Origin of the sequence: Paenibacillus donghaensis (assembly GCF_002192415.1) — a bacterium.
In the GTDB taxonomy this organism is placed as follows: Bacteria; Bacillota; Bacilli; order Paenibacillales; family Paenibacillaceae; genus Paenibacillus_AQ; species Paenibacillus_AQ donghaensis.
Genome location: NZ_CP021780.1, coordinates 418,969 through 431,277, shown reverse-complemented (window position 1 = coordinate 431,277; position 12,309 = coordinate 418,969). Strand labels below are relative to the sequence as shown.

Genomic DNA, 12,309 nt, shown 5'->3' with positions numbered 1-12,309 from the left:
GGACAGCCAATAAACAAAAGGAGGGATACCATGATTCAGGCCATATTGGTGGACGACGAGCGGCTGGCTCTGATGAAATTGGAGCTTATGCTTAAAGAGTCGGCAGTTGTAGAGGTTGTTGCAGCTTATACTGACCCATCCGAGGCAATCCGCTGCCTGGCGCAGTGGAAACCTGACGTGATTTTCCTGGATATCGACATGCCCGAGATCAATGGTCTGCAGGCGGCTGAACTTATGCAGGAGATTTGTCCTTCTGCGGACATTGTTTTTGTTACTGCCTATAACAGCTATGCCATAGAAGCCTTCGAACTGAGCGCACTTGATTATATTCTGAAGCCTGTATTGCGGGAACGTCTGCTCAAAACTGTACAGCGCCTGAAATCCAGAGTCCAGCCGACCACGCTTAGCTTGCAACAGGAACAGCAGACTATGCTGCGTTGTTTCCAATCCCTCAGGTTTGAGCGCGGCGGACAGCCGCTGCTGAGCATTCGCTGGCGTACCTCCAAAGCCCAGGAGCTCTTCGCCTATCTGCTGCATAACCGCAACCGTTTTGTCAGTAAGGATATTCTCCTGGAAATGCTCTGGCCAGACTTCGAACGCAAAAAAGCCTCAACTCATCTCTATACAACGATTTATCAGGTCAGACAATGCCTGAAGCAGGGCGACATCGACCTGCAAATTACCAATTTCAGCGGCGGTGAAGGTTATACGCTGCATTCCGGCCCGTTGCTGCTGGACGTTACCGAATGGGAGATGGGCATCCATGCCCTGCATTCGATTATGGCTGACAATATGGAGGAGCATCAGCGACTGTTCGATTTCTATATAGGCGATTATTTTGCTGATTACGATTATTTATGGGCGGAAGGCGAGCGGCAGCGCCTAAGCAGCATATGGCTGCATCATGCCATGGGTTTGGCTGAGTTCTATACAGGAAGCGGAAGAATTCCTGAAGCGATAACGGTCTACCAGAGAGTCATCGAGCTGCAGCCGTATTACGAACAGGGCCATTTGGGATTAATGAAGGCTTACACCAGTATCGGTGACCGCTCCGCTGTAGAAGAGCAATACCGCATGCTTGCTAAACTGCTAAAGGATGAACTGGGTGTAGCAGTTCCCGCCAATGTCCAGAGCTGGTATGACCAGTGGAAGCTGAAATACCAAGAGCAGCGATAATAGGGAATACGCTTCTCTCCTTCAAAACCTATACAATCCGCCCTGAGATCACGTGTGCTATTATTCCTCAGCAGCTCGTGCAGCGGCGTGGGAATCTTAAGTCTTAAAGGAAAACCTGCAAGCGTGCAGGTTTATCAGAGAAGTCGAGCCTATAAACGAATATTCCTGCAAAAATACAGGTACTTCAGAGTGTATCCATCGAAAAAGGCGATATATAAGCTAAAAGATGTATTTTCGGTTACTACTTAGGTTCCAGCCAGGATTTAGAGTCTGCCCTGAAGCCTTCCGAGTAATTAGATGCGAAACTGCAACTAAATTCAGCCGAAACGTCCATTTGCAGGCAAATAAGTGCAAATCTGCAACTAATTTCGAGTAAATCACTCTGGAACGGTCAAAAGTCTAAAATAGATGCGTTTTCGCACTTATTTCCTCCAAAACGGAAAAAATCGGTTAAATAGATGCAGTTTCGCAACTAATTGTTCGGCTCCCTAAAGATGGAACAGAATCTGCGTAAATCTTTTTATAAGGAGTCCTAAGTAGTAACTATTTTCGCAGGTATTCCGTTTTGTTCAAACAGACTTTCGCTAAAAAAGATGTATACTCGCAGGAATATCACTCAACCGTCCCTACTTCGCCTATACATTCCGCTCTGAGATATCATTCCTCCGTGGTGCCATGGGGGTCAATAAATGAAAAACCAGCAAGCCCCGTTAATTCGGAGGCTTGCTGGTTTTGTATTGAGGAAAACTTCTCTCTTATTTGGAGCTGTCACTGCGCTTGAATCTTCTGCTCAGCACCAAACCGAGAATAATGAGAGCAGCCCCTGATAAGTAAATCAACCATGCACTTTCTTCTCCGGTCTTCGGCAGGACTGCTGCTGGCAGTCCGTCTCCTTCTGGAGTATCTGTCACTGTACCTTTCGGTACTTCCTCTACATCAATTTCTATAAGAACTTCTTCTTCATTTCCGTCTTCATCCGTCACCACAATTGTGAATTGATCTTTCCCGGTAAATCCAGGATTTGGTGTGTAAACCCATTTCCCATCGGGAGTAAGAATCACTTTGCCATTCGACGGTTGATCTCCTATACTCGGAATCCCGCCCAAGGGGATTTCGCCCTCAATCGGTACCTCTTCAACCGTAGTCACCGTTTCCGTAGGCTGAACCGGCGGTGTGGTGTTCTGCGGTACCGCAGGCGTGCTGCTCGCAATCGGCGGTACTGGTGTAGCCGATGGCACAGGAGCTACAGAAGGTGTAGTTGTTACTTCAGGCGTAGCGGATGGAGCTGGTGTCCCAACAACTCCCGGTACGGTTGATGGTGTAACAGTCGGCCAAGTAGGATAGTAAGGATCTGGCACCGGTGTTGGCGCTACCGTCGGTACTGGCGTTGGTGTTGCCGTTGGTACTGGCGTTGGTATTGCCGTTGGTACTGGCGTTGGTGTTGCTGTCGGTACTGGCGTTGGCGCTACCGTTGGTACTGGCGTTGGTGTTGCCGTTGGTACTGACGTTGGTGTTGCCGTCGGTACTGGCGTTGGCGATACCGTTGGTACTGGCGTTGGTGTTGCCGTCGGTACTGGCGTTGGCGATACCGTCGGTACTGGCGTTGGCGATACCGTCGGTACTGGCGTTGGCGATACCGTCGGTACTGGCGTTGGCGATACTGTCGGTACTGGCGTTGGCGATACCGTCGGTACTGGCGTTGGCGATACCGTCGGTACTGGCGTTGGCGATACCGGTGTTGCCGTAGGTACTACTACAGACTTATTCTTCACTGTGTAGACAGTCGTTGAATTAAGTGTAACCTGACGCTCCGTTTTGTCGAGAATGTATCCTTTCGGTGCGGCAGTCTCGACTAGTACATAGTTTCCTGACCACAGATTGCTGAATTTGGCAGTTCCTGTGGCATCTGTTATGACAGTTTCCACTTCATCGCGTCCCGAGCTTGATAAGCGGTACAGAACAAAGGTAGCACCTGCTAGAAGCTTTTTGTCATCCTGGTCATCCACTTTTAGGACACTTAGTGTGCTTCTTACCCCGCTGCCTGTGCCTGATCCGCCGGAAATCCCGTTAATGATGACCTTGGAGGTTTTTATTACGTCCTTTTTCACTCCATCGCCCGTAAATTCCACGGTGTTGGTGACTTCTTCTCCCTCTTTCTCTACAGCAAAAAGTGTTTGATATTCCAGCACATAAACCTCTTCAATAGCCTTGTGGAATTTAAGCACAAAGGTCTGCTTGCCGCTTACTTCATCGGTAGTTATGGCAAGAGAATAGTCCTTGTCTTTCACCAGCTCTTCTCTCAGAGTATTATACAGATGGAAGGAGGATGGCAGAAGCATCAGATTACTGCTGCTTTCATCTGTAATAACGGCATTTTGCACATAGGATTGATTGCGGTTGATATGAATCGTCCAGTTGACTTTGCTGCCGCTGCGCACTCCGCTTTTCTCGGCATATTCGCCGCCATAGGGGATTGTCACAGTAGCTGTCAGATCCTTGGATACAGCCTTTGTCCCATCCAGCAGCTTGGCTGTATTGGAAATGGTTTTATCTTCGGTTAGCTGACCCTTAAGGCTGGTGGTAAACTTCACTAGGTAAGGGGTGCTGATTGGATTATTGAAGCTTATCTTCAGCAGTTTGCTGCTTTCGTCATACTCCACTTTATACAGCGTGGAACTCAGCTCATTCCCCTGTTGCGGAGTTCCATTCTCCGAAATCGTCAGCGCATAAACCTTAATTGAGCTTTTCTCCATTTGCTGGTTGCTTTGAATCACATCGGTCAGAACAGCATTTTGCAGCGGTTTGCTGTTATAGTTCAGGCCAATTTCCCAGCTTATTTGTTTGGATGCTGGATTATAAGAGCCGTTTTTGTAGCCATTCTTTTTCACCTTTTCGTCCGGATTAAACGTAGCTTCGGCTGTCAAATGTTTGGTGACCGAAGGTTCAGCAGGATCAACCCAGTCGAGCTCGGCTTTATTGGTGAATTTGGCATCTCCTGTTACCCAGTTGTAGGCTGTGCCATTACTCTCTAGCCAATCATTGTTAAACTCCGTCTGGTAGCCAACAGTAAGCGGTCCGGTGACCGGAACTTTGAACTTAATCACAAATCCGTTGTTCTCAACAAGAGGTTTGGTATACACCAGCTCATAACTCGCAGCGGAGAGCAGGTTATTATTCTTGTCGCGGATCTGCAGACTGCCAGGAATAAATTTCAGCCCGCCGGTCGGGAATGAATCAGTAATCTCCACATCGTTCATGACATGACTGTCTTCATTAAGACTTATCTTCCAATCCACTGTATGTTTATTGTAGTCGGCGTTGCTCCAGGACTTCTTCAGAATTACCTGATTCAGATCACGCCCGACAGACTTGTGCTCTGTACCAGTGTAGACGGTATTCTTAAGCTTCACTTCACCCTCTACCCGGTCAAGCGTCCGGGTCTGATATTTAATCTTGTAGGCTTTAGTGATATCATTCTTGAAGTCCAATTGAAAGCTCTCTGTCTGAAGCTCATTCGAATTGAACTGAGCAGGAGCAGTAATCGTATAGTCAGTGTTCTTCGTCAGCTTGGCCCGTTCAGTTCCAGCCTTGGAATCCTTGAAGTCGACCTCATACACTTCCACTGAATCCAGCAAAAGCTCCTGAGAATCACTGAAATAATCGCTCAGCACTGCATCGGCAGCAGCAATTTCAGTTTCGCCATAGTTGTAATCGATCTCCCAGTAAGTCACCCGTGTAGCGGTGTCATGACGGGGAGTAGATTTATTCAGCAGTGCCCCATGCTCCACGGACACCGTTGCTTCAGCTGATACAGGTGTATAGTCTTTGCCTGTAAAGGTCGCTTTGTTTACAAAGGTAGTGTGATGAGTTGGGTCAATAATATCCGTTGTATACTCGATGCGGTAAGCATCCTTAATCGGAGAACCCGTAAAATTCACTTTTAACGTTTCGTTGGTTACACTTGTTGTATAATCCGTGCCTTCCTGAATTGGAGTCGTATTCGTATATTCACCCTTCAGGTTCACTTCGGCGCGATAAACCTTAATATCATACGGTTTGCCAAGACCAACAGGAATCTGGTCAGTAACTTCAGCGTTATAGACATTATCTACAACCTTGTTCACATCGACCGTCCACTTGATCTGTTCAGCGTTCAGATTACCTGCGTTATCGCCGGCAGGAACCCCTTTTTTCTCTATCAGATTCTGAACGTCTGGTTTGAATTTCAGGCTGACCTTGTATTCTCCACCTCGAATTGGAAACAGGATCTCCTGAATCGTGCTGCCCTGAATGGTAGCCTTATCAAATTTCGTTTCCAACTGCAATGTTCCGCGGATATCCTGATGTGTCTCTACAAATTGATTAAATGTCATGACCACCTGGTGGGTATCTTGATGTACCACAAAGCTGCCCACATTTATATCACCGAAGATCAGGGGCCCTTCGATATCATTAAACAATTCAAAGGCTGCCGGCAAGGCAAAAGCAAAGGTATCCCCTGACTTGTATTCCCCTCCATAGGGCAGCTCCCACTCATAATTCAGTTTCACCTTGGCACCCTGCTCATAAACGGCATCGGTAACTACAGTTACTTTATCCGCCTCGTATACTGCCATAGTTACACTGGTAATAATGTTACTCTCAATCTCCTTTGCCGTTGCCTGTGACAAGGGACCCCACGCATAAGACCATTGCGTTATGAGCAGAACTGCCACAAGTATAGCTGCCAATCTTTTTTTCATCATGCCTTCCAGACGCCTCCATTTCGGTTCCAGTATTATTAAAGACCTGTTGTTAACAGTACAATTGCCACATGTACATAAACTGAACAGATCTGTTTAATCTGTCACCTTTCACCGAATAAGGTATGCAAAATGTCACTGAAATTTCTGATAAGGAGGTTCTGCAGACCATCCACAAAAAAACCGCCTTACCTAATGGAATGAATCCATAGGCAAAGCGGTCTATAATTTCCAATATATTATTGATCCTGCGGCACAGCGGTCTTGCGCTTCTCAATCAGCTTGTTCAGCGCATCCAGATATGCCCGCGCACTGGCTTCGAGAATGTCGGTACTGAGTCCACGGCCCTGTGCTGCTACTCCACCTTGTGACAAGACTACGTGAACCTCACCCTGCGCGTCTTTGCCGTGGCTGACGGCCTTGATGGAATAATCGCCAAGCGTGACCTCTTCACCCGTAGCCTTATCGATGGCGTTGTAGATCGCATCTACCGAACCATTTCCTTCCGCATCCGCCACAATCGGCTGTGCCTCCGGTCCATTAATGATAACCTTGGCTGTAGGCGTCGCTTCATTGCCATAAGTCACATAGATCGTCTGCAGGCTGAAGGTTTCCGGTGTGTCGATTAATTTGTCTTCAATCAGTGCCAGAATATCCTCATCCGACACCTCTTTTTTCTTGTCTGCGAGATCCTTGAATCTGGCGAAGGCTGCATTTAATTCCGTTTCCGAAAGATCATAACCCAGCTCCTTCAGATTGTCGCGGAAGGCATGCCGGCCGGAGTGCTTGCCGAGCACCAGCTTGCTTTCCTTCAGCCCGATCGTCTCGGGAGTCATAATCTCATAGGTTGTTTTGTCCTTCAGCATGCCGTCCTGGTGAATGCCGGATTCATGGGCAAATGCATTGGCGCCCACAATTGCTTTATTCCCAGGCACAACCATCCCCGTCAGCTTGCTGACCAAACGGCTGGTGCGGGAAATTTCGGACAAGACCAGCGAGGTTTTGGCCCCGAAGAACTCACTGCGTGTCTCCAGCGCCATTGCCACCTCTTCCAGCGCGGTATTGCCTGCACGCTCCCCGATTCCGTTGATCGTCCCTTCAATCTGGTCGGCACCGTTCTGGATCGCGGCCAATGCATTCGCTGTAGCCATCCCCAGATCGTTGTGACAGTGTGTGCTGAGCTGCACGCGGTCAATGTCAGGCACCGTTTCCTTAAGGAACTTGAAGATCGCCCCGTACTCCGAAGGGTACAGATAACCTACAGTATCGGGAATGTTAATCACGTTGGCCCCTTCACGGACAGCCATGCCTACCATTTCGGCCAGAAAATCATATTCTGTACGTCCCGCATCCTCCAGGGAAAACTCTACCTTCGAGAAATATTTCTTGGCATACCGGATGGAGGCCTGAGCCGTCTCCAGCACCTGATTCTTATCCATGCGCAGCTTGTGCTGGCGGTGGATAGGCGAGGTCGCCAGGAACAGATGAATGCAAGGATCTGCCGCCCCTTGCAGGGCTTCCTTGACTGCGTCAATGTCGGTCTCTCTCGCACGGGAAAGTCCGATTACAGTCAGGTTCTTCATGGCCCGGGCCACAGCGTTCACGGAAGCTAAGTCACCGGGAGAAGCCGCAGGGAAACCTGCTTCCATCCGGTCTACCCCCAGCTTCTCCAGCTGATAGGCAATTTCCAATTTCTCACGTGTGTTAAGGTTCACACCCGGTGACTGCTCTCCGTCACGCAGCGTTGTATCAAAGACATAAATTTTCCGCACGCCAAGCACCTCCTGGGATTGTGCCAGAACCTACAAATGCGGCTCGTTCAAGTCACGGCCGCATTTGAGGGTACTCTTATGGTTGATTTATTGTTCTTGAATCAGCTATTACTTCTTGATCCAATGCATCATTTCACGCAGCTGGCCGCCGACTACTTCTACCGGATGAGTGGACTCATTGCGGCGTGTAGCGGTCAGGAAGGCACGTCCGGACTGGTTCTCCAGGATAAAGTCGCGGGCAAACTTACCCTGTTGGATGTCGGTCAGAACAGCTTTCATCGCTTTTTTGGTTTCGCTTGTGATGACACGCGGGCCGGATACATAGTCGCCGTATTCAGCAGTGTTGCTGATGGAATCGCGCATGCTGGCAAGTCCGCCTTCATAGATCATATCCACAATCAGCTTCAGCTCATGCAGACATTCGAAGTAAGCCATTTCCGGAGCATATCCGGCTTCAGTCAGTGTTTCGAAACCGGCTTTGATCAGTTCAGACACCCCGCCGCACAGAACAGCCTGTTCGCCGAACAAATCCGTTTCTGTTTCTTCACGGAATGAAGTTTCAATAACTCCTGCACGTGTACAGCCGATCCCTTTCGCATAAGCCAGACCGATTTCCTTGGCTTTGCCTGTAGCGTCCTTCTCGATGGCAATCAGGCCAGGAACGCCAAAGCCTTCTACATAAGTACGACGAACCATGTGACCCGGAGATTTAGGAGCTACCAGCAGCACGTCTGCATCCTTAGGCGCCACAATCTGGCCAAAATGAACGTTGAAGCCATGGGAGAACATCAGTGCAGCACCGCTTTTGAGGTTCGGTTCGATATCGTTTTTATATACGGATGCCTGTGTTTCGTCCGGCATCAGAATTTGCACTACATCTGCACGGGATACTGCTTCAGCTACCGGAAGCACTTCGAAACCGTCGTTTTTAGCAGTTTCGAACGATTTTCCTTCGCGTAGGCCAATGACCACCTGAAGACCGCTGTCACGCAGATTCTGCGCTTGGGCATGCCCCTGGCTACCGTACCCGATTACTGCAATTGTCTTTCCTTTAAGTACGCTAAGTTCTGCATCCTGTTCATAGTACGTTGTCACTGCCATTGTCAATATCCTCCTTTAATTTGGGACCCATCGTAAAGAGCGGGTGCTTCAGGAGAGCTTGTTCATGCGGTCAGTCTAAGCCGCTCCTCAAGCCCCCGCTCTTTCGCGGGTCATTGCTTATTGTCTATTCGAATTAATGCAAACCAGCAGCAATACGTTAAAGCCTTGAAATATGGCGGTTAAGCATTGCCCCGGATCATTGCCGTAACTCCTGTACGCGACAGCTCCTTGATCCCGTAAGGCTTCATGAGATCGATTATGGCATCGATCTTCTGGCTCTCCCCGACTACCTGCACCAGCATGCTATTGCTGCCGATATCTACTACAGAGGCACGGAACGTATCAACCACACCCATAATTTCCGGCCGGTTTGCCGGATCGGCTTTGACTTTGATCAAAGCCAGTTCACGGGCAACCATCGGTTTCGATCCCAGATCCACTACCTTAATGACATCAATCAGCTTGTATAGCTGTTTCTCGATCTGCTCCAGCGTATGCTGGTCGCCCAAAGTCACGATAACCATCCGCGACAGGCCGCTTTCTTCGGATTGTCCCACGGTGATGCTCTCAATGTTGAACCCCCGTCGTCCGAACAATCCCGATACCCGCTGCAGCACCCCTGGCTGGTCATTCACAAGTACAGCAATCGTATGCTTCATCACTGTCAATCATCCCCCATCAGCATATTATCGATGGTCGAGCCCTGCGTTACCATCGGGTAGACATTTTCGTCTTTGGGAACAACGAATTCTACCAGGACGGGACCCGGCGTTTCCAGTGCTTCCTGCCATACGGCGCTTGCTTCTGCCTTGTTCGTTGCCCGCAGACCTTTGACTCCGTAAGCTTCAGCCAGCTTCACGAAATCCGGGCTGCCGCCAAGGTCTGTATAGCTGTAGCGTTTCCCATAGATCAGATTCTGCCATTGCCGCACCATGCCGAGCACTTGGTTGTTAATGACTACAATCTTGACAGGAATGTTGTTGATGGCGCAAATAGCCAGCTCCTGGGAGCACATCTGCATCCCGCCGTCCCCATTGATCGAGACCACCAGGCGCTCCGGCTGAGCCATCTGAGCTCCAATCGCCGAAGGGAAACCGAATCCCATCGTCCCCAGTCCACCGGAAGTAATCCATGACCGCGGATGATTGAACTTGTAGTATTGAGCAGCCCACATCTGGTGTTGTCCCACATCGGTGGTGACGATAGCTTCTCCCTTGGTGGTGTCATTGATCATCTGAATGACCCATTGCGGTTTAAGCTCTTCTTCAGAATCCTTATAACGCAGCGGCTGATCCATCTTCCACTGGGCGATCTGTGTTCTCCAGGCATCCGCCTTGGCGGCCCGGGTCACATCCGGAATCAGCATTTCCAGTACCGTCTTAACGTCACCGACAATCGGAATGTCCGGCGTTACATTTTTGCCGATTTCTGCAGGGTCGATATCGATATGCACGATCTTGGCCTTCGGCGCAAAGCCGTCCAGCTTCCCGGTCACACGGTCATCGAAGCGGGCTCCGATATTAATCAGCAGATCGCACTGCTGGATCGCATTGTTCGCAGTATACGTGCCGTGCATACCCGGCATGCCCATCCACAGCTCATCCGCACTTGGGAAACATCCCAGTCCCAGCAGTGTTGTAGTAATCGGAATTTCCGTACGTTTTACAAAAGCAAGCATTTCCTCATGCGCACCGGAGTAGATGACCCCGCCGCCTGCAATGATAATCGGACGTTCCGCTGCCGCAATCGCCTTAACCAGCTTATCCAGCTGCAGCTTGTTCGGCACGGTACGCGGATTATAGCCGCGAAGGTTCACTGTATTGACTGGCGTAAATAAAGTGTGGGCGGCCGAGACGTCCTTGGGGATATCAATCAGCACCGGACCCTTGCGTCCTGTATTGGCAATATGGAAGGCCTCATGAATGACACGGGGTAAATCCTCTACATCTCTTACCAGGTAGCTATGCTTCGTAATCGGCATCGTTATTCCCGTAATATCCGCTTCCTGGAAGGCATCCGTACCAATCAGGCTGGAGAATACATTCCCCGTAATCACTACGAGCGGAACAGAATCCATGAATGCCGTTGCGATTCCGGTCACCAGATTGGTTGCTCCCGGTCCTGAAGTTGCAATGCACACACCCGGCTTGCCGCTCGCTCTGGCGTAACCGTCTGCCGCATGAATCGCTCCTTGCTCATGGCGAGTCAGGATGTGTTTGAAATCCGTAAATCCGTGCAGGGCATCATAGATATACAGCACAGCTCCCCCGGGATATCCGAATACGGTATCTACCCCTTCCAGCACAAGGCTGCGCAGCAGGATCTCCGACCCGGAGATGATCTCCGGCTTGCTAAATTCCTCACGTAACTGCTCTGTAGACCGCACTTCTGGTATTTGCGCGCTCATGAGTATTCCTCCCTCAAAATCAACATGTTGTATTCAAATGACGGACCGTCCGTGTATACATCAGCAATGTATCAGTCTGCTCAATGGCAGGATACATACAAAAAAACCTTTCGCCTCCCACGCGCAGTTAAAGCGCGTGAGGGACGAAAGGTTGATCTTCCGTGGTACCACCCATGTTTGCATTACATCTCGCGATGAAATGCCTTATCAGGTATACAGAAATCCATCGATGTAGGCTAGGGCCCCGATTTCTGTAACTCTGAAGTCCCTAACGCGGACTAAACGATTCCCCCTAATAATTCCACCACTCCAGCCGGTGAACCTTTCAGGGAAACAGCTCCGAGGTGAGCTCGTATATAAGGGATTTTGGTGAAGGTTGCAGCAATTCCCCTCCACTCTCTGAACAAAAGAGCCCCTAAAACTTCGTCCTCATCATCGCTGATACATGTATGATTCTTAAAATGTTTAGACACATTATATGATTCCTCACACGGTTAGTCAATACCCAGCAACACTTAAAATTTAGGAATATTCCCGTTCTTTGAAAAAGACTGCCTCAGCTGCCTCAACATCATTGTCACATTTCGCCCTTCTATCCTGCCGGAACGCCCATACCCCCTGCCACATATGATGTACGACCAAACGTGGAAAGGGGGCGCCTTATGATTCGTTACCGCAGGCCCAGGCAGGATGATGCCGTGATTCTCGATTTAATTGAAAAACAGCTTGTGCCCTTGTCGCATCTGCCGCAAACCGTCATCAACCAGATCCGCAAAGATATGCCCAGACGGCTTGGTCATGGTGTCACTCTGGTCGCTTGTCCGGATTATGAGAGCGACCCGCTCGGATTCGTCCACTTCATGCTGCACGGGGACTTATTGTACATCGATATGCTGGCAATTGCCCCAGGAGCGCGGCGCAAACGCTGGGGGAATATGCTGATGGACCGTGCGGAACGATTTGCACTATCACGCGGCTGCACACGGGCCAAGGTTTCGGTGGACAGCGGAAATACCGCAGGGTTGTCCTTCTATGAGAAAATGGGCTACAGCGTAGCCCGGTATCAATCCTTGCATTATTGCTATGAACTGGAGAAACGTTTCAGTTAGGA

The 12,309-nt window shown here is 49.6% G+C and carries 7 protein-coding genes; 2 read left to right on the top strand and 5 right to left on the bottom strand.

The genetic code is table 11. The features are described from left to right. Positions 1-30 precede the first annotated feature (30 nt). The gene (locus B9T62_RS01680) at positions 31-1,176 is read left to right on the top strand and encodes a response regulator (protein WP_087913685.1); all 1,146 of its coding nucleotides are present in this window, start codon (positions 31-33) and stop codon (positions 1,174-1,176) included. Between the two features lie 755 nt (positions 1,177-1,931). On the opposite strand, the gene B9T62_RS01675 is transcribed toward B9T62_RS01680, so the two are convergent. The 5 genes from B9T62_RS01675 to ilvB all read right to left on the bottom strand — a co-directional run bounded on the left by B9T62_RS01675 (position 1,932) and on the right by ilvB (position 11,198). Next, on the bottom strand, positions 1,932-5,921 hold the full coding sequence (locus tag B9T62_RS01675) for a collagen binding domain-containing protein (protein WP_087913684.1): 3,990 nt from the start codon (positions 5,919-5,921) through the stop codon (positions 1,932-1,934). A 236-nt stretch (positions 5,922-6,157) separates the two neighbouring features. Beyond that, entirely contained in the window at positions 6,158-7,690 is a 1,533-nt protein-coding gene (locus B9T62_RS01670) for a 2-isopropylmalate synthase (RefSeq protein ID WP_087913683.1), read from the bottom strand. A gap of 108 nt (positions 7,691-7,798) precedes the next feature. Next, a complete protein-coding gene (gene ilvC / locus B9T62_RS01665) occupies positions 7,799-8,791 on the bottom strand; it encodes a ketol-acid reductoisomerase (RefSeq protein WP_087913682.1) in 993 nt (330 codons plus the stop codon). A gap of 179 nt (positions 8,792-8,970) precedes the next feature. After that, on the bottom strand, positions 8,971-9,450 hold the full coding sequence (ilvN, locus tag B9T62_RS01660; protein ID WP_087920081.1) for an acetolactate synthase small subunit: 480 nt from the start codon (positions 9,448-9,450) through the stop codon (positions 8,971-8,973). A 5-nt stretch (positions 9,451-9,455) separates the two neighbouring features. Further along, positions 9,456-11,198 (bottom strand): biosynthetic-type acetolactate synthase large subunit, encoded by a 1,743-nt coding sequence (gene ilvB, locus B9T62_RS01655; RefSeq protein WP_087913681.1) that lies wholly within the window; start codon positions 11,196-11,198, stop codon positions 9,456-9,458. Positions 11,199-11,860: 662 nt separating this feature from the next. Here ilvB and B9T62_RS01650 point away from each other — a divergent pair. Continuing rightward, positions 11,861-12,307 carry a GNAT family N-acetyltransferase gene (locus B9T62_RS01650; protein ID WP_087913680.1) on the top strand — a complete coding sequence of 149 codons (447 nt, stop codon included), beginning with the start codon at positions 11,861-11,863 and terminating at the stop codon, positions 12,305-12,307. Positions 12,308-12,309 lie beyond the last annotated feature (2 nt).

Excerpts from the sequence above, each read along its gene's own strand:
- B9T62_RS01680 (WP_087913685.1), top strand. The coding sequence starts at position 31 with ATGATTCAGGCCATATTGGTGGACGACGAGCGGCTGGCTCTGATGAAA.
- B9T62_RS01675 (WP_087913684.1), bottom strand. The coding sequence starts at position 5,921 with ATGATGAAAAAAAGATTGGCAGCTATACTTGTGGCAGTTCTGCTCATA.
- ilvC (WP_087913682.1), bottom strand. The coding sequence starts at position 8,791 with ATGGCAGTGACAACGTACTATGAACAGGATGCAGAACTTAGCGTACTT.
- ilvN (WP_087920081.1), bottom strand. The coding sequence starts at position 9,450 with ATGAAGCATACGATTGCTGTACTTGTGAATGACCAGCCAGGGGTGCTG.
- ilvB (WP_087913681.1), bottom strand. The coding sequence starts at position 11,198 with ATGAGCGCGCAAATACCAGAAGTGCGGTCTACAGAGCAGTTACGTGAG.
- B9T62_RS01650 (WP_087913680.1), top strand. The coding sequence starts at position 11,861 with ATGATTCGTTACCGCAGGCCCAGGCAGGATGATGCCGTGATTCTCGAT.